The organism is Salmonella sp. SAL00670 (genome assembly GCF_046552235.1).
Classification (GTDB): Bacteria; Pseudomonadota; Gammaproteobacteria; order Enterobacterales; family Enterobacteriaceae; genus Salmonella; species Salmonella enterica.
On record NZ_JBGDUO010000007.1, the window covers coordinates 1 to 24,882 of the forward strand.

The 24,882-nt window shown below is 53.5% G+C and carries 24 protein-coding genes and 1 rRNA gene; 8 read left to right on the forward strand and 17 right to left on the reverse strand.

Translation table 11 applies throughout. From position 1 onward, the window contains the following. Both ACLJRS_RS19425 and gmhB read right to left on the reverse strand, forming a co-directional pair. Nucleotides 1–549 (reverse strand): 16S ribosomal RNA (locus ACLJRS_RS19425); the annotation flags it as partial. A 370-nt stretch (nucleotides 550–919) separates the two neighbouring features. Continuing rightward, on the reverse strand, nucleotides 920–1,486 hold the full coding sequence (gmhB, locus tag ACLJRS_RS19430) for a D-glycero-beta-D-manno-heptose 1,7-bisphosphate 7-phosphatase (RefSeq protein WP_001140158.1): 567 nt from the start codon (nucleotides 1,484–1,486) through the stop codon (nucleotides 920–922). A gap of 189 nt (nucleotides 1,487–1,675) precedes the next feature. On the opposite strand from gmhB, the gene metN reads away from it, so the two are divergent. From metN to proS, 6 genes are all read left to right on the forward strand, one after another. After that, complete coding sequence (gene metN, locus ACLJRS_RS19435) at nucleotides 1,676–2,707, forward strand: methionine ABC transporter ATP-binding protein MetN (protein WP_000594018.1); 1,032 nt, start codon at nucleotides 1,676–1,678, stop codon at nucleotides 2,705–2,707. Next, the gene (locus ACLJRS_RS19440; protein WP_001287486.1) at nucleotides 2,700–3,353 is read left to right on the forward strand and encodes a methionine ABC transporter permease MetI; all 654 of its coding nucleotides are present in this window, start codon (nucleotides 2,700–2,702) and stop codon (nucleotides 3,351–3,353) included. The genes metN and ACLJRS_RS19440 overlap by 8 nt, the downstream gene beginning before the upstream one ends. Before the next feature lie 38 nt (nucleotides 3,354–3,391). Then, nucleotides 3,392–4,207 (forward strand): methionine ABC transporter substrate-binding lipoprotein MetQ, encoded by an 816-nt coding sequence (metQ, locus tag ACLJRS_RS19445; protein ID WP_000874215.1) that lies wholly within the window; start codon nucleotides 3,392–3,394, stop codon nucleotides 4,205–4,207. A 118-nt stretch (nucleotides 4,208–4,325) separates the two neighbouring features. Beyond that, nucleotides 4,326–4,730, forward strand: a complete 405-nt coding sequence (gene rcsF, locus ACLJRS_RS19450; RefSeq protein ID WP_001202317.1) for an Rcs stress response system protein RcsF — start codon at nucleotides 4,326–4,328, stop codon at nucleotides 4,728–4,730. Further along, on the forward strand, nucleotides 4,727–5,434 hold the full coding sequence (gene tsaA, locus ACLJRS_RS19455) for a tRNA (N6-threonylcarbamoyladenosine(37)-N6)-methyltransferase TrmO (RefSeq protein ID WP_000093986.1): 708 nt from the start codon (nucleotides 4,727–4,729) through the stop codon (nucleotides 5,432–5,434). Before rcsF ends, tsaA begins: the two co-directional genes overlap by 4 nt. A gap of 110 nt (nucleotides 5,435–5,544) precedes the next feature. Beyond that, nucleotides 5,545–7,263, forward strand: coding sequence for a proline--tRNA ligase (proS, locus tag ACLJRS_RS19460; RefSeq protein ID WP_001260683.1), 1,719 nt, complete (start codon nucleotides 5,545–5,547; stop codon nucleotides 7,261–7,263). A gap of 73 nt (nucleotides 7,264–7,336) precedes the next feature. On the opposite strand, the gene nlpE is transcribed toward proS, so the two are convergent. The 3 genes from nlpE to ACLJRS_RS19475 are packed head-to-tail and all read right to left on the reverse strand — an operon-like array spanning nucleotide 7,337 to nucleotide 9,034. After that, entirely contained in the window at nucleotides 7,337–8,038 is a 702-nt protein-coding gene (gene nlpE / locus ACLJRS_RS19465; RefSeq protein WP_000252575.1) for an envelope stress response activation lipoprotein NlpE, read from the reverse strand. A 31-nt stretch (nucleotides 8,039–8,069) separates the two neighbouring features. Continuing rightward, nucleotides 8,070–8,492: an alternative ribosome rescue aminoacyl-tRNA hydrolase ArfB gene (gene arfB, locus ACLJRS_RS19470; RefSeq protein WP_000560527.1), complete on the reverse strand. Its 423-nt coding sequence runs from the start codon at nucleotides 8,490–8,492 to the stop codon at nucleotides 8,070–8,072. Further along, nucleotides 8,489–9,034: a YaeQ family protein gene (locus ACLJRS_RS19475; RefSeq protein WP_001185319.1), complete on the reverse strand. Its 546-nt coding sequence runs from the start codon at nucleotides 9,032–9,034 to the stop codon at nucleotides 8,489–8,491. The genes arfB and ACLJRS_RS19475 overlap by 4 nt, the downstream gene beginning before the upstream one ends. A 197-nt stretch (nucleotides 9,035–9,231) precedes the next feature. Here ACLJRS_RS19475 and ACLJRS_RS19480 point away from each other — a divergent pair, with 197 nt between their 5' ends. Both ACLJRS_RS19480 and rof read left to right on the forward strand, forming a co-directional pair. Continuing rightward, entirely contained in the window at nucleotides 9,232–9,432 is a 201-nt protein-coding gene (locus ACLJRS_RS19480) for a YaeP family protein (RefSeq protein ID WP_001518678.1), read from the forward strand. Then, nucleotides 9,419–9,679: a Rho-binding antiterminator gene (rof, locus tag ACLJRS_RS19485; protein WP_000062330.1), complete on the forward strand. Its 261-nt coding sequence runs from the start codon at nucleotides 9,419–9,421 to the stop codon at nucleotides 9,677–9,679. Before ACLJRS_RS19480 ends, rof begins: the two co-directional genes overlap by 14 nt. Before the next feature lie 83 nt (nucleotides 9,680–9,762). Here the strand turns inward: rof and tilS are convergent, their stop codons facing one another. The 12 genes from tilS to skp form a co-directional block, all read right to left on the reverse strand. Continuing rightward, nucleotides 9,763–11,055, reverse strand: coding sequence for a tRNA lysidine(34) synthetase TilS (gene tilS / locus ACLJRS_RS19490; protein WP_000210045.1), 1,293 nt, complete (start codon nucleotides 11,053–11,055; stop codon nucleotides 9,763–9,765). Nucleotides 11,056–11,117: 62 nt separating this feature from the next. Beyond that, nucleotides 11,118–11,507, reverse strand: coding sequence for a VOC family protein (locus ACLJRS_RS19495; protein ID WP_000901086.1), 390 nt, complete (start codon nucleotides 11,505–11,507; stop codon nucleotides 11,118–11,120). A 55-nt stretch (nucleotides 11,508–11,562) separates the two neighbouring features. Further along, nucleotides 11,563–13,704: a lysine decarboxylase LdcC gene (ldcC, locus tag ACLJRS_RS19500; protein ID WP_001021049.1), complete on the reverse strand. Its 2,142-nt coding sequence runs from the start codon at nucleotides 13,702–13,704 to the stop codon at nucleotides 11,563–11,565. A 75-nt stretch (nucleotides 13,705–13,779) separates the two neighbouring features. Next, nucleotides 13,780–15,543, reverse strand: a complete 1,764-nt coding sequence (locus ACLJRS_RS19505) for a chitinase (RefSeq protein WP_000524165.1) — start codon at nucleotides 15,541–15,543, stop codon at nucleotides 13,780–13,782. 179 nt (nucleotides 15,544–15,722) lie between these two features. Continuing rightward, the gene (accA, locus tag ACLJRS_RS19510) at nucleotides 15,723–16,682 is read right to left on the reverse strand and encodes an acetyl-CoA carboxylase carboxyl transferase subunit alpha (protein WP_000055753.1); all 960 of its coding nucleotides are present in this window, start codon (nucleotides 16,680–16,682) and stop codon (nucleotides 15,723–15,725) included. Nucleotides 16,683–16,694: 12 nt separating this feature from the next. Beyond that, nucleotides 16,695–20,177, reverse strand: coding sequence for a DNA polymerase III subunit alpha (dnaE, locus tag ACLJRS_RS19515; protein ID WP_410957883.1), 3,483 nt, complete (start codon nucleotides 20,175–20,177; stop codon nucleotides 16,695–16,697). A gap of 23 nt (nucleotides 20,178–20,200) precedes the next feature. Next, nucleotides 20,201–20,797, reverse strand: coding sequence for a ribonuclease HII (gene rnhB, locus ACLJRS_RS19520; RefSeq protein ID WP_000569411.1), 597 nt, complete (start codon nucleotides 20,795–20,797; stop codon nucleotides 20,201–20,203). Further along, on the reverse strand, nucleotides 20,794–21,942 hold the full coding sequence (gene lpxB / locus ACLJRS_RS19525) for a lipid-A-disaccharide synthase (protein WP_000741220.1): 1,149 nt from the start codon (nucleotides 21,940–21,942) through the stop codon (nucleotides 20,794–20,796). The genes rnhB and lpxB overlap by 4 nt, the downstream gene beginning before the upstream one ends. After that, nucleotides 21,942–22,730: an acyl-ACP--UDP-N-acetylglucosamine O-acyltransferase gene (gene lpxA / locus ACLJRS_RS19530; protein ID WP_000565950.1), complete on the reverse strand. Its 789-nt coding sequence runs from the start codon at nucleotides 22,728–22,730 to the stop codon at nucleotides 21,942–21,944. The genes lpxB and lpxA overlap by 1 nt, the downstream gene beginning before the upstream one ends. A 3-nt stretch (nucleotides 22,731–22,733) precedes the next feature. Beyond that, nucleotides 22,734–23,189: a 3-hydroxyacyl-ACP dehydratase FabZ gene (gene fabZ / locus ACLJRS_RS19535; protein WP_000210741.1), complete on the reverse strand. Its 456-nt coding sequence runs from the start codon at nucleotides 23,187–23,189 to the stop codon at nucleotides 22,734–22,736. 105 nt (nucleotides 23,190–23,294) lie between these two features. Further along, on the reverse strand, nucleotides 23,295–24,320 hold the full coding sequence (lpxD, locus tag ACLJRS_RS19540) for a UDP-3-O-(3-hydroxymyristoyl)glucosamine N-acyltransferase (RefSeq protein WP_001139265.1): 1,026 nt from the start codon (nucleotides 24,318–24,320) through the stop codon (nucleotides 23,295–23,297). Nucleotides 24,321–24,323: 3 nt separating this feature from the next. Beyond that, the gene (gene skp / locus ACLJRS_RS19545) at nucleotides 24,324–24,809 is read right to left on the reverse strand and encodes a molecular chaperone Skp (protein WP_000758966.1); all 486 of its coding nucleotides are present in this window, start codon (nucleotides 24,807–24,809) and stop codon (nucleotides 24,324–24,326) included. Between the last annotated feature and the right edge of the window lie 73 nt (nucleotides 24,810–24,882).

Genomic DNA, 24,882 nt, shown 5'->3' on the forward strand with positions numbered 1-24,882 from the left:
GCTTGCACCCTCCGTATTACCGCGGCTGCTGGCACGGAGTTAGCCGGTGCTTCTTCTGCGGGTAACGTCAATTGCTGTGGTTATTAACCACAACACCTTCCTCCCCGCTGAAAGTACTTTACAACCCGAAGGCCTTCTTCATACACGCGGCATGGCTGCATCAGGCTTGCGCCCATTGTGCAATATTCCCCACTGCTGCCTCCCGTAGGAGTCTGGACCGTGTCTCAGTTCCAGTGTGGCTGGTCATCCTCTCAGACCAGCTAGGGATCGTCGCCTTGGTGAGCCGTTACCTCACCAACTAGCTAATCCCATCTGGGCACATCTGATGGCAAGAGGCCCGAAGGTCCCCCTCTTTGGTCTTGCGACGTCATGCGGTATTAGCCACCGTTTCCAGTAGTTATTCCCCTCCATCAGGCAGTTTCCCAGACATTACTCACCCGTCCGCCACTTGTCAGCGAAGCAGCAAGCTGCTTCCTGTTACCGTTCGACTTGCATGTGTTAGGCCTGCCGCCAGCGTTCAATCTGAGCCATGATCAAACTCTTCAATTTAAAAGTTTGATGCTCAAAGAATTAAACTTCGTAATGAATTACGTGTTCACTCTTGAGACTTGGTATTCATTTTTCGTCTTGCGACGTCAAGAATCCGTATCTTCGAGTGCCCACACAGATTGTCTGATAAATTGTTAAAGAGCAGGTGCGACGCGGCTTTCAGCTCACCGTCGCGAGGTGGCGTATATTACGCTTTCCTCTTTCAGAGTCAACCCTGAATTTCAGGATTTTTCTCTTCAACCGACCGACTGTTTGTGTGAAGTGATTCACATCCGCCGTGTCGATGGAGGCGCATTATAGGGAGTCGGTTCAGGAAGACAAGCGGAAAAATGCATTTTTGTTTTAACCGCTCATCTTTTATCCATAACGCTTATTTTTGCTGCTTTTTTATCGCCGATGGCAGGTCAGCAAGGCTGTTTAACACCCAGTCCGCCGCGTTTTCTGCTTCTGCCGTGACCGGTTTGCCCGTACGCACCAGCACTTTTGTCCCGACATTTGCCGCCGCTGCCGCCTGCATATCTTCCAGCTTGTCTCCCACCATATAAGAAGCCGCCATATCGATATGCAGGAAATCACGCGCCGAGATAAGCATTCCTGGATGCGGCTTGCGGCAATCACATACCTGACGGAACTCTTCTATGCTGCCCTGCGGATGGTGAGGACAATAATAGATGCCGTCCAAATCAACATCGCGATCCGCCAACGACCAGTCCATCCATTCGGTTAACGTTTCAAACTGCGCCTCAGTGAATTTGCCGCGCGCGATTCCGGACTGGTTCGTCACCACCACCAACGCATAGCCCATTTTTTTTAGCTCGCGCATCGCGTCAATAACGCCGTCTATAAACTCAAATGCATCGATTTCATGTACGTAGCCGTGATCCACATTAATGGTGCCGTCACGGTCGAGAAAAATTGCGGGTACAGACTTTGCCACCTTTTATAGCTCCTGAGTAAAGCAAGTGGCGCTAGTATCGCATGTTTCAGCAGGCAAGAAAGTGCTCATCGTATAAAGCCTGATTGATTTAGACGTCTGGATGCCTTAACATCCATTCTGTTGACGGCGTTGACCGTATTAGGCAGACGAAAATGCCTCCGCTCATTTCATTACGATAATAAAGAATCAATGATTAAACTTTCGAATATTACCAAAGTGTTCCAGCAGGGGACGCGCACCATTCAGGCGCTAAATAATGTCAGCCTGCACGTGCCTGCCGGGCAGATTTATGGCGTCATTGGCGCCTCCGGCGCCGGTAAAAGTACGCTTATCCGCTGCGTTAACTTACTTGAACGTCCTACTGAAGGAAGCGTAATGGTCGGCGGTCAGGAGCTGACAACGCTTTCAGAGTCTGAGTTGACCAAAGCTCGCCGTCAAATCGGCATGATTTTCCAACATTTTAACCTGCTCTCTTCCCGTACCGTGTTTGGCAACGTCGCGTTGCCGCTGGAACTGGATAACACACCAAAGGAAGAGATCAAACGCCGTGTCACAGAGCTGCTGGATTTAGTCGGTCTTGGCGACAAGCACGACAGCTATCCGGCAAATCTTTCCGGCGGTCAGAAACAGCGTGTCGCGATTGCCCGCGCGTTAGCCAGTAATCCAAAAGTGTTGCTGTGCGATGAAGCCACCAGCGCGCTTGATCCCGCAACGACCCGTTCGATTCTGGAATTGCTGAAAGATATCAACCGTCGTCTGGGGTTGACGATTCTGCTTATCACTCATGAAATGGATGTCGTGAAACGTATCTGCGACTGCGTTGCCGTTATCAGTAATGGCGAGCTTATTGAGCAGGATACGGTCAGCGAAGTCTTCTCGCATCCTAAAACGCCGCTGGCGCAGAAGTTTATTCAGTCCACTCTGCACCTGGACATTCCGGAAGATTACCAGGCGCGTTTGAAAGCGTCGCCGGAAACTGACAGCGTGCCGATGCTGCGCATGGAATTCACCGGACAGTCTGTGGATGCCCCGCTGCTTTCTGAAACCGCGCGTCGTTTCAACGTGAACAATAATATTATCAGCGCGCAGATGGATTACGCGGGCGGTGTGAAGTTCGGCATTATGCTAACGGAAATGCACGGCACACAAGAAGAGACGCAAGCCGCAATTGCCTGGCTGCAGGATCACCATGTGAAAGTAGAGGTACTGGGTTATGTCTGAGGCAATGATGTGGTTACTGGTTCGTGGCGTCTGGGAAACGCTGGCGATGACCTTTGTCTCCGGTTTCTTCGGTTTCGTGATTGGCCTGCCGGTCGGCGTATTGCTGTATGTTACGCGCCCGGGGCAGATTATGGAGAACGCCAGGCTGTATCGCTCCCTCTCTGCGGTGGTCAATATTTTCCGCTCAATTCCCTTTATCATCCTGCTGGTGTGGATGATTCCTTTTACCCGAATAATTGTCGGCACCTCCATTGGTTTGCAGGCCGCGATTGTACCGCTGACCGTTGGCGCCGCGCCTTTTATCGCCCGTATGGTGGAAAATGCGTTGTTAGAGATCCCTGCCGGGCTGATTGAAGCCTCGCGAGCGATGGGCGCCACGCCGCTGCAAATTGTACGTAAAATCCTTTTACCGGAAGCGCTGCCTGGTCTGGTGAATGCGGCAACCATTACACTGATCACCCTGGTCGGTTACTCCGCAATGGGCGGCGCTGTCGGCGCAGGCGGCCTCGGTCAAATCGGCTATCAGTACGGTTATATTGGATACAATGCTACCGTGATGAATACGGTGCTGGTATTACTTGTCGTTCTGGTTTATTTAATTCAGTTATCCGGCGATCGCATCGTCAGGGCTGTCACGCATAAGTAACGTTAAACACAACACAAATACTCATTAAGGAAATAAGCATGGCGTTCAAATTCAAAACCTTTGCGGCAGTGGGTGCTCTGATTGGTTCTCTGGCACTTGCGGGTTGCGGTCAGGATGAAAAAGATCCGAATCATATTAAAGTCGGCGTAATCGTTGGCGCAGAGCAGCAAGTTGCCGAAGTCGCGCAGAAAGTCGCGAAAGAAAAATACGGCCTGGACGTGGAATTGGTGACCTTTAATGATTATGTTCTGCCTAATGAAGCGCTGAGCAAAGGCGATATCGATGCCAATGCCTTCCAGCACAAACCGTATCTGGATCAGCAAATCAAAGATCGCGGCTACAAACTGGTTTCTGTTGGTAAGACTTTTGTCTATCCCATTGCAGGATATTCCAAAAAAATCAAATCTCTGGATGAGCTCAAGGACGGTTCCCAGGTCGCTGTGCCTAACGACCCGACCAACCTTGGTCGTTCCCTGCTGCTGCTGCAAAAAGTAGGGCTAATTAAACTGAAAGACGGCGTCGGTCTGCTTCCTACCTCGCTGGATATCGTGGAAAACCCGAAAAATCTGAAAATTGTTGAGCTGGAAGCGCCGCAGTTGCCGCGTTCGCTGGATGACGCGCAGATCGCGTTAGCGGTCATCAATACGACATACGCCAGCCAGATTGGCCTGACGCCAGCGAAAGACGGTATCTTCGTTGAAGATAAAGATTCTCCGTACGTTAACCTGATCGTGACGCGTGAAGATAACAAAGACGCCGAGAATGTGAAAAAATTCGTTCAGGCTTACCAGTCTGATGAAGTGTACGAAGCCGCAAATAAAGTTTTTAATGGCGGTGCGGTGAAAGGCTGGTAAGTTTTAGGCTGATTCCACAATCTGTAATATTATTCAGGACGGGCTATTGCCCGTCTTGTCATTTATGCAAGCTCCTGATTCAATATCTGGCAATTAGAACATTCATTGAGGAAATATTATGCGTGCTTTACCGATCTGTTTATTGGCACTCATGCTGGGCGGTTGTTCCATGCTAAGCAGATCCCCTGTTGAACCCGTTCAAAGCACCGCAACCCCGCCAAAAGCGGAGCCGGAGAAACCTAAAGCGTCGCGTGCCGCTCCCGTCAGGATTTACACCAATGCTGAAGACTTAGTCGGCAAACCTTTCCGCGATCTTGGCGAGGTTAGCGGCGAATCCTGCCAGGCAACAAATCAAGACTCTCCGCCTAACATTCCAACTGCGCGCAAGCGTATGCAGATTAATGCCTCTAAAATGAAAGCCAACGCCGTCCTGCTGCACAGCTGTGAAATTACCAGCGGCACGCCAGGCTGCTACCGTCAGGCGGTTTGTATCGGGTCCGCCCTGAATATTTCGGCGAAATGAGCAGCTTTCAGTTTGAACAAATCGGCGTTATTCGCTCCCCCTATAAAGAAAAATTCGCCGTTCCGCGCCAGCCTGGTCTGGTCAAAAGCGCCTGCGGCGAACTGCATCTGATAGCGCCTTACAACCAGGCCGATGCCGTTCGCGGCCTGGAAGCTTTCAGCCATTTGTGGGTGCTTTTCGTTTTTCATCAGACGATGGACGGCGGCTGGCGGCCGACAGTTCGTCCGCCCCGTCTTGGCGGTAACGCCAGAATGGGCGTTTTTGCCACGCGCTCCACGTTCCGCCCCAATCCGATTGGCATGTCGCTCGTTGCGCTAAAAGGTATCGAGTGCCGGAAAGAGAGCGTAATTCTGAAATTAGGCAGTCTGGATCTGGTGGATGGCACGCCGGTGGTGGATATCAAACCGTATTTACCGTTTGCCGAGGCCTTACCGGACGCCGCCGCCAGCTATGCGCAACAGGCGCCGATAGCTGAAATGCCCGTGAGTTTTACCGCTGAGGTGGCTCAACAGCTTACGACGCTGGAAAGGCGTTATCCGCAGCTACGGACATTTATTTGCGATGTGCTGGCGCAAGATCCTCGCCCGGCTTATCGTAAGGGTGAAGAGACGGGCAAAACCTATGCCGTCTGGCTGCATGATTTTAACGTGCGCTGGCGTGTGGTTAACTCGGGATTTGAAGTGTTTGCGCTGGAACCACGGTAATTTCACGCCCTTCTCTTTTGACATCTCTTGCACGCTGGTAAACTAAATCACTTTTTTTGTATCAGGCTCACATTGAGCCTGTTCGATCGTTCAACTGGAACCGTAACAACATGCGTACTAGCCAATACCTGCTCTCCACTCTGAAGGAGACACCTGCCGACGCCGAGGTTATCAGCCACCAGCTGATGCTGCGCGCCGGGATGATCCGCAAGCTCGCCTCCGGGTTATATACCTGGCTGCCGACCGGCCTGCGCGTCCTGAAAAAAGTCGAAAACATCGTGCGTGAAGAGATGAACAACGCCGGTGCTATCGAGGTGTCGATGCCAGTCGTTCAGCCAGCCGACCTGTGGCAAGAGAGTGGTCGTTGGGAACAGTACGGTCCGGAACTGCTGCGTTTTGTCGACCGTGGCGAGCGTCCGTTCGTACTCGGCCCGACCCACGAAGAAGTTATCACTGATCTGGTGCGTAATGAACTCAGCTCTTATAAGCAGTTGCCGCTGAACTTCTTCCAAATCCAGACCAAATTCCGTGATGAAGTGCGTCCGCGCTTTGGCGTGATGCGTTCGCGCGAATTCCTGATGAAAGATGCTTACTCTTTCCACACCTCTCAGGAGTCGTTGCAGGAAACCTATGACGCCATGTACGCCGCGTATAGCCGTATCTTCAGCCGTATGGGGCTGGATTTCCGCGCGGTACAGGCCGATACCGGTTCTATCGGCGGCAACGCCTCGCATGAATTCCAGGTGCTGGCGCAAAGCGGCGAAGACGATATCGTTTTCTCTGATGTTTCTGATTACGCGGCTAACATTGAACTGGCAGAAGCTATCGCGCCGCAAACGCCGCGCGCAGCGGCGACGCAGGAAATGACTCTGGTCGATACGCCAAATGCCAAAACCATCGCGGAGCTGGTGGAACAATTCAACCTGCCAATTGAAAAAACGGTAAAAACGCTGCTGGTGAAAGCGGTGAAAGACAGCAAGTCTCCGCTGGTGGCTCTGCTGGTTCGCGGCGATCATGAACTGAATGAAGTTAAAGCGGAAAAACTGCCGCACGTTGCCAGCCCGCTGACCTTCGCTACTGAAGAAGAGATTCGCGCCGTGATTAATGCCGGCCCTGGCTCCCTCGGCCCGGTCAATATGCCGATTCCGGTCATCATCGATCGTACCGTTGCCGCCATGAGCGATTTTGCCGCTGGCGCTAACATCGACGGTAAACACTACTTTGGTATTAACTGGGATCGCGATGTGGCGACGCCTGTTGTTGCCGACATCCGTAACGTAGTCGCCGGCGATCCGAGTCCGGACGGTCAGGGAACGTTGCTTATCAAACGCGGTATCGAAGTGGGTCACATCTTCCAGTTAGGTACCAAGTACTCAGAAGCGCTGAAAGCCTCCGTTCAGGGTGAAGATGGCCGTAACCAGATCCTGACAATGGGCTGCTACGGTATCGGCGTAACACGTGTCGTTGCCGCGGCTATCGAGCAGAACTTTGACGAGCGCGGCATTGTATGGCCTGACGCCATTGCGCCTTTCCAGGTCGCTATTCTGCCGATGAATATGCACAAATCCTTCCGTGTGCAGGAGCTGGCGGAAAAGCTGTACAGCGAATTGCGCGCGCAAGGCATTGAAGTGCTGATGGACGACCGTAAAGAGCGCCCGGGCGTGATGTTTGCCGATATGGAGCTGATTGGTATTCCACATACTATCGTGATTGGCGATCGCAACCTGGATAACGACGATATTGAGTATAAATACCGTCGTAGCGGTGAAAAATCGCTGATTAAAACCGGCGATATCGTTGATTATCTGGTCAAGGCGATTAAAGGCTAAACGACATTTTGTTGGGATTGCCCGGCGCCATCCGGCAGATATGTAAAGGCCTCGCACCCTGCGAGGCCTTTTATTAGTGAGTGCAATCTTTACCCGGCGCAAACTTCACATTTTTATCAGCTATTAGCGTTTTTACCGGCTCGCCCGTGTCCGGATTCGCGGCTAACACAAAATGCCCTTCTACCGTCAGCAGCACCGGTTTTTCCGCTTCACCTTTCGCCGCCAGATAGCCGCGCTCAAGCTGGGCGTTACTGGCGACCGGCAGCCGTTTTCCGGTCGCGCAATCGGTAAAGGTCGCCGCATCGGCCCTGTATACATACATACCACGCAACGGCATTGGCGTTACCGGCAGGCTGGCGGTAACAGGCACCAGCGTATAATTAAGCTGCGAAGCCACCGGATTGCCTTCTCTGTCGAGCATCTCCAGCGCATTGCCTTTCGCGCGATAATACGATTTCTCGCCATTGCTGTCGGTTAACACCAGTTTATCCGCCGTCCGCGCCCAGGTACCGTATGACGCAAAAGAGGAAGGTTCTTCGCGCACGCCCTGATAGCGCTCGTTCATCACCCATGTGCCGTCTTTTTCCAGAAACAGTGACGTTTCAATACCTTCACAATCCGCACAGGGCAGCACGCCGCGCCAGCTTTGCTGCATGGGTTTTAATTCCGCCGCCTGCGCAGGTTGCAGGGCGTCAACTTCCGCACGGTTATTACACCCTATCAATGCAAATAGCGTACAGGCTGCCGCTACTGACAATATTGCTGTTCTCACCATAAAATCCTTATGAAATTGCTATTCCTGCCCGTCAATCCAGTGGACGACGAACTTTGCCGCGAAGCGCCTTTACAGAAGATTTTTGCGCCTTTGAGGACAAGCGGCGCTCTTTCGAGGCACGCGTCGGACGTGTTGCGCGACGGCTTTTTTGCTCCGCGGTTAATTCTTTTATGACGGCAACCAGCCTGGCGATAGCCGCTTCCCGGTTGAGCTCCTGGCTCCGGAACTCCTGCGCCTTAATGATAATGACGCCATCATCGCTTATCAGATGGTGGCTGGCCGTCAGCAAACGCTGTTTATAATACTCTGGCAGGCCAGAGGCCCGAATGTCAAAGCGCAAATGAATCGCGCTAGAGGTCTTATTTACGTGCTGACCACCCGCGCCCTGCGCGCGAATGGCCGTAATTTCCAGCTCATTATCGGCTATGGAGACCGTCCGGGAGATGGCAATCATGAGGGCTGTTGCCAGGCGGTTAGCTGTATTTCCAGATTATTCCGAGCATCAGAAAGCCAGATTGCGCCGTCCTGAATCGTCGCCTGTAGCGTCATGGTACGATCGGCAAATTCACTGAGCTGCGCCAGCTGCCCGTCATCCAGATACCAGACGGACAGGTTAGCGAACTGCGCGCACTTGCTTTGATGCTGCTGCCACCAGATTTGCGCCGCCCGGGAGTTATAAGCAAAGAGCGCGACATCGCTCGCCTGAGTACAGGCTTTCTTAATACGGCGCTCATCCGGCAGCCCCAGCTCTATCCAGAGATCGATGCCCAGATGATCGTTGCGCAGCCAGGCCTCCGGCTCATCTTCCGCGCTGAGCCCACGTGTAAACTGCAACCGTTCATCAGCATATTTTATCCATGCCAACAGGCGCAGCATCATGCGCTCCTGCGTTTCAGAAGGGTGACGCGCCAGCGTCAATGCCGCATCCAGAAACCGGTTGCGATCAAGGTCAGCCACATTGACGACGGCTTTATAAATTGTCGCTTTAAGCGCCATGAGAAAACTCCTTTCGAATCAGGCGCCCATTGTAGCGAAAACCGCGCTAAAAGGCTGTTAACGAATCTTTTACCCACTCGCGTCAGGCGCTGATATTGCGCAAATGAGTATGGTATAGTCACCTTGCTAAACAAGATTTAACTTCGTAGGCTTAGACTTGCATCCACGGTTAAGTCAGAATGCTGACAGGAGGGCATGTGGAAAAATATTGTGAGTTAGTACGCAAGCGGTATGCGGAAATCGCCAGCGGAGACTTAGGGTATGTCCCGGATGCGCTGGGTTGTGTATTGAAAGTGCTTAATGAAGTGGCGGCAGATAGCGCCCTTTCAGAGTCGGTCAGGGAAAAGGCAGCTTATGCTGCCGCGAACTTACTGGTGAGCGATTATGTCAATGAATGAAACGTATCAACCCATTAATTGCGATGACTACGATAGTCTTGAGCTTGCCTGCATGCATCATTTAATACTGACGCTAACGTTAAAAGATGGCGAGGTTTTGCAGGCAAAAGCGAACGATTTGATCTTACGTAAAAACGTAGAATATCTGCTTGCCGAAGTTTCCGGCGAGTCTTGTGAGCTTCGTCTCGATAAAATCGCCAGTTTCAGCCACCCGGAAATTGGTACCGTGGTAGTTAGCGAATCCTGAGTATTTTGTTGCCGGATGGTGGTGCAAGCACCTTATCCGGCCTACGTTCCATGCGATACGTAGGCCTGATAAGCGCAGCGCCATCAGGCATGCCAAACCAGACTCACCCCTTCTTTATCTTCTGCTGCTCCCTCACGCGTCACAAAAACACCCGCAGCCGCAATCAGCGTTTCGCCGTAAAACAACAGCGGCGTGGTGTCTCGTCGCCAGGGCGGGATCCCCTGCTCCTGCCAGATTTTCTTTAATTTACGTCCACCGTTACGCCCGACAATATGTAACACGCCTGGCGCTTTAAAACGAATGCTGACGGATTCTTCCTCTCGCGGTCGGCGCAGTTCGCCGCCAGGAACGAGCTGTACCGTCCCTAAGCCGGCAGGCAGCGCCAGCGGTGTTTGCCAGACGGGCCAGGCGACCGTCGTTTCGTGTTGTCCGGCCACGGATTTAATCCACCACAGTTGCGACTGATAACGGCGAATCTCGTGATCGCCAAAACGTAAACAGGGAGAGGCATCGTCGCGCGCCAGCGCCACCTCCTGCCAGATACGTTCCAGCGCGTCGCGAGAGGGCATCGGCGCATTACGCATCGCCAGCCAGCGACGCAAAATCGCCGCCCGCCGCACATCGCTCATCGACATTAATGGAGAGAGCCGCAATGTTCCCTCCGTCGTGATACAGTCCGTAAGATCGCTGGCCAGAAGCTCGTCCAGCAGCCTTTCTTGCTCGGCGCAGAGCGTCGCGCTACGGGCTACCGCCGCAGGAAAATGCGGCCAGCGCTGCTGTAAGAGCGGAAGCGCGCGCAGGCGTAAAAAATTGCGATCGTAGGCGTCATCCTGATTGCTTTCATCTTCAATCCAGCATAAGCCATGCCGCACAGCCCACTGTTCCAGCGTCTTCCGCGTTTCTCTCAACAGCGGGCGAAGAAGCAGAGTTCCGGCAAAAGGCGAGCATTCTCCCATCGCGGAAAGTCCGGCCGGACCGCTGCCGCGCTTTAACGCCAGCAGGAATGTTTCACACTGATCGTCAAGGTGCTGCGCGGTTGCCAGCACTTCGCCAGGCAATAGCGTCTGTGCGAACGCCCGGTAGCGCGCTTCACGCGCATGGGCCTCGATACCCAGGCCATTATCTGCCAGCGTCACCCGCTCCACTACCAGCGGAACCTGCCAGCGTGCGCATACGGTTTCGCAATGCCGCACCCAGCTATCAGCATGAGGGCTTAAACCGTGATGAATATGGATAGCACGCAGCGTAACGTCAGGGTGGCGTTCTCGCCACAACACCAGTTGATGCAGAAGCACCGTAGAATCCAGGCCACCGCTAAAGGCAGCCAGAATACGGCGAGAAGAGAGTAACGAGGTATTCAACGTGAGAGTGGTCATGATCCATGCTTATAGTGACTTAGCCCGGCAACGTTACCTGGCGAGCGTCTTAATGACAAGCCTTACTGCTCATACAGCTCAAGCGGTAAACCGTCCGGATCGTTGAAAAAAGTAAAGCGCTTCCCGGTATACGGATCGATGCGTATCGGTTCGCACTTAACCTGATGCTTTTCCAGATGCGCAACGGCGTTTTCCACATTTTCCACGCTGAAAGCCAGATGGCGCAGGCCGCAGGCTTCAGGTCGGCTTGGACGCGCCGGAGGGAAGGGAAAAGAGAAAAGCTCAATCACATACTGCCCGTTTAGCGCCAAATCGCCCTTCCATGAGTCACGCTCTTCCCGCCAGGCTTCGCTTAGCAGATCGAACCCCAGAATATCGCAATAAAACGCCTTGCTCACCGCATAGTCTGTCGCAATGATCGCGATGTGATGAACCTGTTTTAATCCCAGCATAGCGTCTCCTTTATTGATTATCAGTACGTTACTCGTCACATTCCCGTCAGGCAAGCTAACAGGCGTGTTTTAAGACTCGTACCTGGTAAACCCCGTCTTCATTCCGTTTCGCGCCGTGAATATCCGTTTCAAAACCGGGATAATGCTGGCCAATCGAGCAGAGCATCAGCAGAAAATCGAGCACGGCCCGACTCTGTTGCGTGATCCTCTCGCCGGGCATCAACAGCGGAACGCCTGGCGGATAAGGCAGGAGCATATTCGCGGAAACGCGCCCTGGCAGTTGATCGAGCGCCACGGTTTCCACCTCGCCTTTGATCTGACGCTGCCAGGCCTGGTGCGGGGTCATGATCATCTCCGGTAAAACCTCGAACGCCCGCAGCATCAGCCCCGGAAGATCGTGCTGGCGGATCAGTTTATGGATCCCCTGCGCCAGATCCTGAATGCGCATATTGCGATAAAAATCCGGATCTTCCGCATACAGATCCGGCAACATATTTTTGACGCGCAGGTTAAGATCGTAGGCGCGTTTAAATTCCGTCAGTCCGCGCAGCAGCCCCATCGCACGGGTCTTATCAATCCCTATGCTGAACAAAAACAGCAGATTATACGGCCCGGTTTTTTCCACCACTACGCCTCGCTCATCGAGGAACTTCGCCACCAGCGCGGCGGGTATCCCCTCTTCGCTCATGTTGCCCTGTTCATCCATCCCCGGCGTCAGGATTGTCACCTTAACCGGATCGAGAAACATATGATCGTCATCAGCATCGGTGAAGCCATGCCAGGTTTCTCCCGGCGTGACCGGCCAGCATTCGGCCTCATCAACCTCTTCCGGCTGCCAGATATCAAAGAACCAGCTATCGGACTCTTCACGTAACCGCTGTACCTCTTTACGAAAATGGAGCGCCCGCTCCACCGAACGATTAATCAATCTTTTCCCTGGATTGCCGCGCAGCATCGCCGCCGCGGTCTCGATAGAGGCGACAATGGGATAGCTCGGCGATGTGGAAGTGTGCATCATAAACGCTTCGTTAAACGTCTCTTCGTCATATTCCCCTTTGATATGAATAAGCGACGCCTGCGAAAAAGCCGCCAGCATTTTATGGGTGGATTGCGTTTCGAAAATCACTTTTCCGGGCACCCGATCGCCGCTCATCCCGCTTTTCCCCTGGTAGATCGGATGGAAATGGGTATAGGGTACCCAGGCGGAATCAAAATGGATCGAGGGAACGTCCAGCATCTGCTTGATCCAGTTAGTGTTATACAGCAGACCATCGTAAGTAGAATTGGTGATAACCGCATGAACCGGCCATTGCGCCTGCGAGGTTTCCGCCACCTTACGCGCAATGCTGTCGCGGGTAAATTCACGCTTAGGAATACCGCCGAGAATACCGAGCGCATTGCGCGTCGGCTTCAACCAGAGAGGCACCACATCGCTCATCATCAGCAAATGCGCCAGCGATTTATGGCAATTACGATCAATAAGTAGCGTACTTCCCGCAGGCGCGGCATACATACCGACAATTTTATTCGAGGTCGACGTACCGTTCGTCACCATATAACTCTGCTCGGCGCCAAAAGTACGGGCGATATACTCTTCCGCTTCCAGATGCGGCCCGGTGTGATCCAGCAGCGATCCCAGTTCAGTCACCGAAATCGACACATCAGCTTTTAAGGTATTGCCGCCAAAAAAGTCATAAAACAGACAGCCTGGCGGGCTTTTCTGATACGCCGTTCCTGCCATATGACCCGGCGTACAAAAGGTATATTTTCCTTCTTTGGCGTAGGTAAACAGCGCTTTGGTAAACGGCGGCGTAATATTATCGAGATATTCGTTTGTATATTGATGAATGCGCGTCGCGATATCTTCAGCCAGCCCCAATGCATACTCAAAAAACCACAGCGCCATGCGCATATCGTGAACGCTAACGTCCAGCGTGGAGTTGGTATTGATAAAGGCGTAGAGAGGAAGGTATTCATTTAGCTGGTTGATTTCGCTACAAAGGTCGAGACTGTATTCATCCCAGTCAAAAATAACGCCGCAGATGCGCGGGTTATGTTCAATAAACTTCAACAAGTCAACGCTATTTTGCGGCCAGATAATTTGAAATCCCAGGGATTGTAATGCACGCTCAAGCTCCTTGATGGGTTCATCTTTATAATAAACCCCGTGCGGCCCCATAATGGCGATGATGTTCATGCTTTCTCCTGAAAAAACCTGAGATAAGCATAGTAACAATCCTGCCGATGCAAAGCACCGACAGGATTTATCTTATTACAATGCGTTCCATGCATCGGCCCAGGCAATCCCTACGCCGGGCTCATAGTAGGCAGGCGCAACATTACACCATGAGCCTTCCGGGAACGGTTTGCACTGGTACAATGCGCCATTATTGTTGACGATGTCGCCCGGATTCCATTTCTGGCTGCTGCTCCAGGCAGGGTAGCTGGTGGTCTTATCTTCGTCATCCGCAGCGGCGGCCTTCGCTTTCACATTCAGCGTATAAACCGCAGTGCTGGAGAGCGTACCGTCGCTAACGGTCAGATTCACCACATACTGGATGTTCTGAGTGACATCCGGCGCGTTGAAAATCACAACGGCTTTATCCTGGCCGCTCAGCGTTTTGCCATCCTGCGACATCCAGGTATAGGTGAGCTTGTCGCCATTCGCGTCGGTCGATCCTTCCGCGCTGAGTGAAACCGGGCTACCGGCTTCCACCGCCCCGACCGGCCCGGCAATACGCGCGACTGGCGCCACGTTTTCATCCGTCACTGGCGCCGGAGTTGGCGTGACATCCGGTTCAGTGGTTCCGTTATCATCGACGACATTAACGTTGAAATAATGCTGTACACATTTCGTGTAGTCACCCTCTTTAAAGGCGGTATACGGCGTCTGATATCCCACTAACTGGCAGGAATAGGTTTTACCGTCCGCAGTATCGGCGCTCCAGCCCCAGTCTTGTTCCCAATAGATCGGTAACGCGCCAGCGCCGCCTTCATCGAACTGCTTCATCTTTTTACAGCCCAACACTTCGTCCGCCGGCACCGGCACTTTCAGGTAGTTGGCAAACTCTTTGTAGTAGGCGATACGGTTAAGCGACTGCGCATTCTCATCTGCGCCGCCGCACTCCACGCCGCCATTGATGATTTGAATGGTGACGCCGAAACCTGATACCAGGCCGTTTGCTTTATCGCGATCGTTTGGCTGCCAGGTACCGTCAATCACATGTAGCATAGACGGCTTCGGCGGCTGCGGATACACAAAGAAGAAGACGGCGCTCGCCAGGTTCATCCAGGTATCCGCCACCAGCTCGGGTTTATCCAGCAGAGGGCGAACGTCACCATACATCGCGTCAGAGAAAGGCCCATAGTTGTAGTTATAAGAAAGCTGTTTTGCCCCGCGACCAAAATAGCTGAGGAAATCGCCGTCCTTATCTTTACCGCACGGCCAGGTCTGGCCCTGCCATACATCCGGGTTACATTCGCCGTTGTAGCCGCCTTTCTGCCCTTCTGTCCAGCCGACTTCGCGCAGATAGACCAGCGCCTGACGCCATTCCGGAATGTCACGCCAGCTTTCGTGACCGCCCGTCTCCTGGGCAAAATGCGCAAACATCGTAGCCAGGGTTTTACGGCAGATAGCGTCGCTATCGCGTCCATCGGTGTAGGTACCACAAACCGCCGGGAATTTACCTATCGCTTTCAGGAAGTTAGAGTAAGTGTATTCCGGTGCGCGCATCGGGAACAGATAATCCCAGTCGGCCTCTTTCAGAATACTTTCAACGCGTTTTACGTTTGCCGGGTTAGCGGCGCGCCCCGGTTCGATTTGTTCGACCGCGCTGTTATCTAACGTCTGGATAGAGGATTTCACTGCCTCCATTAACGGAAAATCCGTCAGCGCTTTCTCTTTCGCCGCCAGATCGCTGGCGTTAATGGTCATTGGCTCACTACTGCTAAGCAGCGGCGCGGCCTGCGCACCGGATAAGCTCAACATGATCCCTGCCGCTACGGCGCTGAGCGCCAGTGTTTTTTGCAATCCCATAATTTTCTCCTTGAAGGGTAGTTCACTGCCTGCCCTGGCCACACGCCTGGCAGTTGATACAGTGTCAGGGAGAACATGCCGTTGCGTTTAATCACATCAACTCATCGGCGTCTCATTTTTCCTCGTCCAAAAAAAAGAGGCCGGATTATCCGGCCTCCTGAGAAAAATGAGGTAAATGATTAGGCGTAACCGTAGCTCATCAAACGCTGGTAACGACGGTTTTTTAAATCATCGGTGCTTAACACATCGAGATCGGCTAAATCTTCCAGCAGCTGCGCTTTTAGCGATGCCGCCATCGCTTCCGGATTACGGTGCGCGCCGCCCAGCGGCTCCGGAATGATGGAATCGATTAGCTTCAGCTCTTTCAGACGCGGCGCGATGATGCCCATCGCTTCAGCAGCCAATGGCGCTTTGTCGGCGCTCTTCCACAAAATAGAGGCGCAACCTTCCGGGGAGATAACGGAATAGGTGCTGTATTGCAGCATATTCACTTTATCACCCACGCCAATCGCCAATGCGCCGCCGGAGCCGCCTTCGCCAATCACGGTGCAGATGACCGGTACGTTCAGACGAGACATCTCACGCAGGTTGCGGGCGATGGCTTCAGACTGACCACGCTCTTCCGCGCCCACGCCAGGGTAAGCGCCCGGGGTGTCGATGAAGGTGATAATCGGCATGTTGAAGCGTTCAGCCATTTCCATCAGGCGCAGCGCTTTGCGGTAGCCTTCCGGCGCAGGCATGCCAAAGTTACGACGAATTTTTTCTTTGGTTTCACGACCCTTCTGATGACCAATGATCATCACCGGTCGCCCTTCCAGACGCGCGATACCGCCGACGATGGCTTTGTCATCCGCATAGGCGCGATCGCCCGCCAGCTCATCAAACTCATCAAACGCCAGACGGACATAATCCAGGGTGTACGGACGCTGCGGATGGCGCGCCAGTTGGGCTACCTGCCATGCGCCGAGATCGGCGAAGATTTTGCGCGTCAGTTCTACGCTTTTTTCGCGCAGGCGATGGACTTCTTCATCGATATTAATATCCAGTTTCTCATCCTGGCGGCTTACCGCAGTCAGAGAATCGATTTTCGCTTCCAGCTCTGCTATCGGCTGTTCAAAATCAAGGAAATTCAGACTCATAGTATTCCTGTATTAGTCAAACTCCAGTTCCACCTGCTCCGAACCAATGAGGCCACGCAGATCGTTAAGTAAACGATCGCTCGGAGAGACACGCCACGTTGCGCCAAAACGCAGCCGCGCACGCGCATCCGCCCTCTGATAGTAGAGATGTACTGGAATGGTCCCCGAGCGGTGGGGTTCCAGAGACTGACGGAGTCGGTTTAAAAGCTGGTCATCAATTTGCCTGTCCGTCAGCGAGATAGCAAGCCCGCGAGCGTATTTTTCGCGAGCTTCGTCAATATCCATCACTTCGCGGGCGGTCATTTTAAGCCCCCCGCTGAAGTCATCAAAGCTGACCTGTCCGCTGACGATAAGTATGCGGTCTTTTTCCAGCAACTGCTGGTATTTATCCAGCGCGTCGGTAAATAACATCACTTCCAGACGCCCGGAACGGTCATCCAGCGTACAGATGCCGATACGATTGCCGCGCTTGGTGACCATAACCCTTGCGGCAATCACGAGCCCCGCAGCCGTGGTGACTTTACCACGTTCTGTCGGATGCATGTCTTTGAGCCTTACCCCGCCGACATAGCGCTCAATTTCTTTTAAATACTGATTGATAGGGTGGCCCGTCAGGTACAGCCCCAACGTTTCACGTTCCCCATCTAACACCACCTGCTCCGGCCACGGCTGGCAGCTGGCATAGGATTGCTCGATTTGCTCCGGCTCTTCCGCCAGTACGCCGAACATATCCGCCTGACCGATAGCTTCCGCTTTGGCGTGCTGGTCGGCGGCTTTCAGCGCATCGCCCAATGAGTTCATCAGCGCGGCGCGGTGCGGCCCCAGGCGGTCGAACGCCCCGGACATGATCAGCTTTTCCAGCACCCGGCGGTTGAGCTTTTTGGTGTCGGTCCGCGCGCACAGATCAAACAGCTCGCGGAAATAGCCGCCCTGATTACGCGCGTCGATGATCGCTTCGATCGGCCCTTCGCCGACGCCTTTGATCGCGCCGATGCCGTAGACGATCTCGCCCTCATCGTTAACGTGGAAATGGTACAATCCGGAGTTAATATCCGGCGGCAGAATTTTCAGTCCCATCCGCCAGCACTCGTCCACCAGGCCGACGACCTTCTCGGTGTTGTCCATATCGGCAGTCATCACCGCCGCCATAAATTCAGCCGGATAGTGCGCCTTTAGCCATAGCGTCTGGTAAGAAACCAGCGCATAAGCGGCGGAGTGCGATTTGTTAAACCCGTAACCGGCGAATTTCTCCACCAGGTCAAAGATTTTCATCGCCAGTTCGCCGTCGATACCGTTCTTTTTCGCGCCCTCTTCAAAAACGGAACGCTGTTTGGCCATCTCTTCCGGCTTTTTCTTACCCATCGCACGACGCAGCATATCCGCGCCGCCGAGAGTATACCCGGAAAGTACCTGGGCAATCTGCATCACCTGTTCCTGATACAGAATGATGCCGTAAGTCGGCTCCAGTACCGGCTTCAGGCTTTCATGCTGCCACTGAACGTCCGGGTAAGAGAGTTCTTCACGACCGTGCTTACGGTCGATAAAGTTATCTACCATCCCTGACTGCAACGGGCCGGGACGGAACAGGGCCACCAGTGCGATCATATCTTCAAAGCAGTCCGGCTGCAGACGTTTGATCAGATCTTTCATGCCGCGCGATTCAAGCTGGAAGACCGCCGTGGTTTCCGAGCGCTGCAGCATGTCGAAGCTTTTTTTATCGTCCAGCGGAATGGCGGCGATATCCAGCGGCGGCTCGCCGTTTTTCTCGCGCCGCTTGTTGATCATCTCCAGCGCCCAGTTGATGATGGTCAGCGTACGCAAACCGAGGAAGTCGAACTTCACCAGCCCGGCATATTCCACGTCGCTTTTATCAAACTGGGTAACCGGATGCTTGCCCTCTTCATCGCAGTACAGCGGCGCAAAGTCGGTAATTTTGGTCGGCGCAATGACCACGCCGCCAGCGTGTTTACCGGCGTTACGCGTGACGCCTTCAAGCTTACGCGCCATATCGATCAGCGCTCTGACCTCTTCGTCCGCCTCGTAAATTTCCGGCAGTTGCGGTTCCGCTTCAAAGGCTTTTGCCAGCGTCATGCCCGGATCGGGCGGCACCAGCTTCGAGATACGATCGACAAAACCGTACGGATGCCCCAGCACGCGGCCCACATCGCGGATAACGGCTTTCGCCGCCATCGTACCGAAGGTGATAATTTGCGATACCGCATCACGCCCGTACATGTCTGCGACGTGCTCAATCACCTGGTCGCGTTTCTCCATACAGAAGTCAACGTCGAAGTCAGGCATCGAGACACGTTCCGGGTTCAGGAAACGTTCGAACAGCAGGTCAAATTCCAGCGGATCAAGGTCGGTAATTTTCAGCGCGTAGGCCACCAGCGAACCGGCCCCGGAGCCACGTCCCGGCCCTACCGGCACGCCGTTATCTTTTGACCACTGGATAAACTCCATCACGATGAGGAAGTAGCCAGGGAACCCCATCTGGTTGATAACTTGTAGTTCAATATCCAGACGCTCGTCATATTCCGGGCGACGCTTTTTGCGCTCTTCTTCGTCCGGAAACAGGAAAGCCAGACGTTCTTCGAGCCCCTCTTTCGATTTTTTGACCAGATAATCTTCGGTGGTCATATCGCCGGTCGGGAACTGCGGCAGGAAATATTCACCCAGACGCACCGTTACGTTGCAGCGTTTGGCAATCTCCACCGTATTTTCCAGCGCCTCCGGAATATCGGCGAACAGTTCGCACATCTCATCGATGCTGCGCATATATTGCTGCGGCGAGTAATTGCGCGTACGCTTAGGATCGTCAAGCGTGAAACCGTCGTGGATCGCGACACGAATTTCATGGGCGTCAAAATCATCGCTTTCAAGAAAACGGACATCGTTTGTCGCGACAACCGGCAAACCACGTGCCTCAGCCAATTCAACCGCAGCATGGAGATAGGTCTCTTCATCCTGTCTGCCGGTACGGATCAGTTCCAGAAAGTAGCGATCGGGAAAATGCGCTTCATAGAAAGCAACGCACTCCTCCACCAGCGCCTGGTTGCCGCGTAGCAGACAGCGGCCTACGTCGCCCATGCGCCCGCCGGAAAGCAGGATCAAACCTTCTTTAAGCTCTACCAGCCAGTCGCGCTCGATAATCGGGCCTGCCGCGCCGTAGCCGCGCTGATACGCTTTCGAGATCAGCAACGTCAGGTTCTGGTATCCCGTATTATTCGCCGCCAGTACCGTCAGATGAGTCAGCTCATCTCCCAGCAGTTCGTTGTGAACGTTAAAGTCCGCCCCGACGATGGGTTTAATGCCCGCGCCATGACCCGCTCCGTAGAACTTCACCAGACCGCAGAGGTTGGTAAAATCGGTGATCGCCAGCGCAGGCATACCTAATGAGGCCGCCTTTTTCACCAGCGGCCCGGTCTTCGCCAGCCCATCGATCATAGAGTAGTCGCTGTGCACCCGCAGGTGAACGAAACGTGGTTCAGACATCTTCAGATTTCTCGATACAAGAATCAGGACACAAGTCCCAGAGCGCGTTTAACAGGCGCAAAACTGCGTCGGTGGTGCGCCGTCGCGCCATACTGTGCCAACTTTTCCAGATGAAAAGCGGTTGGATAGCCTTTGTGCTGCGCAAAGCCATACTGAGGAAAAACGATATCCAGCGCCGCCATTTCTGCGTCGCGGGTGACTTTCGCCAGAATAGACGCCGCGCTAATCTCCGCCACGCGGCTGTCGCCTTTCACCACGGCCATTGACGGCACAGGCAGCGCCGGACAGCGATTGCCGTCGATCAGCACATATTCTGGCGCAATATGCAGACCAGCGACAGCGCGCTGCATGGCGAGCATGGTGGCGTGCAAAATATTCAGCTCATCAATTTCATGCGCTTCCGCGCGTCCCAGACTCCAGCTTAACGCCTTTTCTTTAATCTCGTCATACAATGACAGACGACGCTTTTCAGACAATTTTTTGGAATCATTCAGACCGACGATCGGACGAGCCGGATCGAGGATCACGGCGGCGGTCACTACGGCGCCCACCAGCGGGCCACGGCCCACTTCATCCACACCCGCCACTAAATGGGTGTGTGGATAAACAAATTCGATCATTGTGCTAACTCCAGGACGGCATCTGCCGCCTGCTCATCGGCATTACAGCGGATCTGCTGATGCAATTCACGGAAGGTATCGTGCATCGCATGGCTGGTTTTACCGTTCGCCAGTAGCGGCAACAGCGCTTCGGCGAGTTTTTGCGGTTCGCACTCTTCCTGCAACAGCTCTTTGACTAATTCTCTTCCCGCCAGCAGGTTAGGCAAAGACACATACTCCGTTTTTACCAGACGTTTCGCCAGCCAGAAAGTGAAGGGCTTCATACGATATCCCACTACCATCGGGCATTTTGCCAGCATACACTCCAGCGCCGCCGTGCCTGAGGCCAGCAGAGCCGCGTCGCTGGCGATCATCGCCTCGCGCGCCATGCCGTCCAGCAAATGAACGGCGAGATCCGGTGCAACCTCCACTTTAATTTTTTCAAACTGCTCGCGGCGTTTCGCGTTCACCAGCGGCACTACCACTTCCAGATCGGGATAGCGCTGTCGCAGCAATTGTGCGGTTTTCAGGAAGTCGGCGCTGAGCATTTCCACTTCCGCGCCACGGCTGCCTGGCAGTAGCGCCAGACAATGGGCGTCATGCGGGATACCCAGCACGTCGCGCGCCGCATTTTTATCCGGGTCCAGCGGCATGGCATCCGCCATGGTGTGACCGATAAAGCGGCACGGGACGTTAAATTTATCGTAAAACGCTTTTTCGAAAGGCAGAAAAGCCAACACCATATGAGTGGATCTGCCTATTTTGAAAACGCGTTTCTGTCGCCAGGCCCAAACGGACGGGCTGACATAATGAATGGTCTTAATCCCTTGTTTTTTCAGATTACCTTCGAGGGTAATGTTGAAGTCAGGGGCATCAATCCCGACAAAAACATCGGGCTTGAGTTCGGTAAAACGGCGGGTCAGATCGGCGCGGATATGCAACAAACGGCGTAAACGACCGAGCACTTCAACAATGCCCATGACCGCCAGCTCTTCCATTTCGTACCAGGCTTCACACCCTTCGGCCTGCATACGCGGCCCCGCAACGCCCACAAAGCGGGCGTTGGGTACGCGCGCTTTCAGCGCACGAATTAAGCCTGCGCCAAGAATATCGCCGGACGTTTCACCGGCGACCAGGGCAATCGTTAAAGGACGCTGTGCCGCCATTAACGAATCGGACCGCGCGTTGAACGCTCAAAGAACTCGGTAAACGCCTTCACTTCCGGATGCTTTTCAGCAAGTTCAGCGATTTCCAGCTTCGCTTCGTCGAGCGTTTTACCACTGCGGTACAACAGTTTGTAGGCATTACGAATCGCCACCAGCCCTTCACGGCTAAAGCCGCGACGCTTCAGCCCTTCGATATTTACCCCGAACGGCGTCGCATGGTTACCCTGCGCAATCACATACGGAGGGACATCCTGCGCCACGCCGGAGCAGCCGCCGACCATCACATGCGCACCGATAATGCAGAATTGATGAACTGCCGTCATACCGCCGATGATCGCAAAATCATCGACTGATACGTGCCCCGCCAGCGTGGCGTTGTTGGCGAGGATACAGCGATTACCTACCGTACAATCATGTGCGACATGCGCATTGATCATCAGCAGGTTATCGCTACCCACCTTCGTCAACCCACCGCCCTGCACTGTACCACGATGAATGGTGACGCTTTCGCGGATGCGGTTACGATCGCCAATTTCCACACGGGTCGGCTCACCCGCATATTTCAGATCCTGGTTCACTTCACCGATAGAGGCAAACTGATAAATCTCGTTGTCGCGGCCGATTTTGGTTTGACCATTCACGACCACATGAGACTTCAGTACGGTTCCCTCACCAATTTCGACCTGCGGCCCAACAATACAAAAGGGACCAATGTGGGCATTAGCGCCAATTACAGCGCCGTCTTCCACAATGGCGGTAGGATGAATAAAGGCGGATTTATCAATCACGAATCAGGCCTCCCGGCTACGAGCACACATCATGGTTGCTTCGCACACAACTTTACCGTCGACCAGCGCAACCCCTTTAAAGCGGGTCAGGCCACGGCGCGTTTTCTCGAAAGTGACTTCCATGATCATCTGATCGCCTGGCACCACCGGACGCTTAAAGCGCGCTTCATCAATACCCGCGAAATAATACAGTTCGCCAGGTTCCAGTTTACCAACGCTTTTAAACGCCAGAATACCGGTTGCCTGCGCCATCGCTTCCAGAATCAGCACGCCTGGCAAAATCGGTTTGCCCGGGAAGTGTCCCTGGAAAAACGGCTCGTTGACGGAGACATTTTTCACCGCACGCAGAAAACGACCTTCTTCAAAGTCCAGCACGCGATCGACCAGTAAAAACGGAAAACGGTGCGGCAGAAGCTCTAAAATCTCTTCAATCTGCAGAGTATGAGTGTTAGTAGTCAAAATACTCTTCCTGTCCAAATATACAAAAAGGCAATAATAACACGGCCTGCCGCAATCGTATGAATGTGACAGGCCGGAAAAGAATGGCAACTACAAGGCGGAACGTTAGTCTTGTTGATTAACCTTGCGCTCAATCGCTTTGAGACGCTTGCTCATATCATCAATGTTCATCACCAGTGCAGCAGTTTTACGCCATACTTTGTTAGGTTGCAGCGGAATGCCTGAGGAGTAGACGCCCGGCTCCGTGATGGGACGCATCACCATACCCATGCCAGTTACCGTGACTTTGTCGCATATTTCCATATGCCCATTGATCACGCTGGCGCCGCCAATCATGCAGTAACGGCCAATCTTCAGGCTACCCGCCATAATGACGCCACCGGCAACTGCCGTATTGTCGCCAATCACGACGTTATGTGCAATCTGGCACTGATTATCAATAATCACGCCATTGCCAATAACAGTATCATCCAACGCGCCACGGTCAATGGTGGTACAGGCGCCGATCTCGACACGATCGCCAATAATGACCCGGCCCAGTTGTGGGATCTTCACCCAGTTGCCACGATCGTTAGCGTAGCCAAAACCGTCCGCGCCGATCACCGTACTGGACTGGATCAGGCAATTCTCACCGATCTGAATGTCGTGGTAAATCGTTACGTTCGCCCACAAGCGTGAACCCGCCCCGATTTTGCTATTTTTTCCGACGAAACACCCTGCGCCGATAACCACGTTATCGCCCAGTTGTACGCCAGATTCAATCACCGCATTCGCGCCGACTGAAACATTGCTACCCAGCGTTGCCGTCGCATCAATCACGGCGCTTGGCGCGATATTCTGCGCGGGCTGCGGCGTAGTATCTAAAATTTGCGCCATGCGCGCGTAGGTCAGGTAGGGATTTTTAACTACCAGCGCCGCGCTCTTAGCAAAAGGAAGATCGTCCTGCGTCATGACAACCGCAGAAGCCTGGCATAAACCTAAGTGTTCACGGTACTTAGGATTTACCATAAACGTAATGTGGCCTGTTGTTGCAGATTGCATGGACGCAACGCCGGTGATGACGATATCGCCATCACCGTGTAATTCTGCATCCAACTGTTCTGCTAAGTCAGCCAGTCGAATTGAAGGCATTACTTATTTAACCTGTTTCAGTACGTCAGCGGTGATGTCTTTCACATCGCTGCTGTTGTAAGCAACGGTGTTTGCGTCTACCACCAGATCGATACTCTGGTCGTTAGCCACTTTTTTCACTGCAGTCTGGATACGAGTCACCAGTTTGTTGCGTTCTTCGTTGGAACGACGAGCGCGATCTTTCTCAAAAGCCTGCGCTTTTTGCGCGAAAGTCTGGCGCTGAGACATCACGTCTTTTTCCAGCTTAGTACGATCGCTACCTGCTTTCATGGATTGCAGACGCTGCATTTTAGATTGCAGATCGGTTTCCATTTTTTGCAGTTCAGCCGCACGGCCTTTAAATTCGTTTTCCAGTGTATTGGATACACCCGTCTTCTGCGCAACCTGTTGGAACAGATTACCCATGTTGACGATTGCAATTTTGTCAGCAGCCTGTGCGGACGTTACCATCGCCAAACCAAGACCTGCAGCTAATAACCACTTTTTCACAATAAACTCCTTACCATCCCATTTGCACCCGAAGGTACAGCTCTTTGCGTGGCCTGGCGATCCCTGGGGGCAT

Excerpts from the sequence above, each read along its gene's own strand:
- lpxD (WP_001139265.1), bottom strand. The coding sequence starts at position 24,320 with ATGCCTTCAATTCGACTGGCTGACTTAGCAGAACAGTTGGATGCAGAA.
- proS (WP_001260683.1), top strand. The coding sequence starts at position 5,545 with ATGCGTACTAGCCAATACCTGCTCTCCACTCTGAAGGAGACACCTGCC.
- dnaE (WP_410957883.1), bottom strand. The coding sequence starts at position 20,177 with ATGTCTGAACCACGTTTCGTTCACCTGCGGGTGCACAGCGACTACTCT.
- ACLJRS_RS19505 (WP_000524165.1), bottom strand. The coding sequence starts at position 15,543 with ATGGGATTGCAAAAAACACTGGCGCTCAGCGCCGTAGCGGCAGGGATC.
- ldcC (WP_001021049.1), bottom strand. The coding sequence starts at position 13,704 with ATGAACATCATCGCCATTATGGGGCCGCACGGGGTTTATTATAAAGAT.
- tsaA (WP_000093986.1), top strand. The coding sequence starts at position 4,727 with ATGAGCAGCTTTCAGTTTGAACAAATCGGCGTTATTCGCTCCCCCTAT.
- arfB (WP_000560527.1), bottom strand. The coding sequence starts at position 8,492 with ATGATTGCCATCTCCCGGACGGTCTCCATAGCCGATAATGAGCTGGAA.
- tilS (WP_000210045.1), bottom strand. The coding sequence starts at position 11,055 with ATGACCACTCTCACGTTGAATACCTCGTTACTCTCTTCTCGCCGTATT.
- ACLJRS_RS19475 (WP_001185319.1), bottom strand. The coding sequence starts at position 9,034 with ATGGCGCTTAAAGCGACAATTTATAAAGCCGTCGTCAATGTGGCTGAC.
- accA (WP_000055753.1), bottom strand. The coding sequence starts at position 16,682 with ATGAGTCTGAATTTCCTTGATTTTGAACAGCCGATAGCAGAGCTGGAA.
- nlpE (WP_000252575.1), bottom strand. The coding sequence starts at position 8,038 with ATGGTGAGAACAGCAATATTGTCAGTAGCGGCAGCCTGTACGCTATTT.
- lpxB (WP_000741220.1), bottom strand. The coding sequence starts at position 21,942 with ATGGCGGCACAGCGTCCTTTAACGATTGCCCTGGTCGCCGGTGAAACG.
- ACLJRS_RS19495 (WP_000901086.1), bottom strand. The coding sequence starts at position 11,507 with ATGCTGGGATTAAAACAGGTTCATCACATCGCGATCATTGCGACAGAC.
- metQ (WP_000874215.1), top strand. The coding sequence starts at position 3,392 with ATGGCGTTCAAATTCAAAACCTTTGCGGCAGTGGGTGCTCTGATTGGT.
- rcsF (WP_001202317.1), top strand. The coding sequence starts at position 4,326 with ATGCGTGCTTTACCGATCTGTTTATTGGCACTCATGCTGGGCGGTTGT.
- metN (WP_000594018.1), top strand. The coding sequence starts at position 1,676 with ATGATTAAACTTTCGAATATTACCAAAGTGTTCCAGCAGGGGACGCGC.
- rof (WP_000062330.1), top strand. The coding sequence starts at position 9,419 with ATGTCAATGAATGAAACGTATCAACCCATTAATTGCGATGACTACGAT.
- rnhB (WP_000569411.1), bottom strand. The coding sequence starts at position 20,797 with ATGATCGAATTTGTTTATCCACACACCCATTTAGTGGCGGGTGTGGAT.
- ACLJRS_RS19440 (WP_001287486.1), top strand. The coding sequence starts at position 2,700 with ATGTCTGAGGCAATGATGTGGTTACTGGTTCGTGGCGTCTGGGAAACG.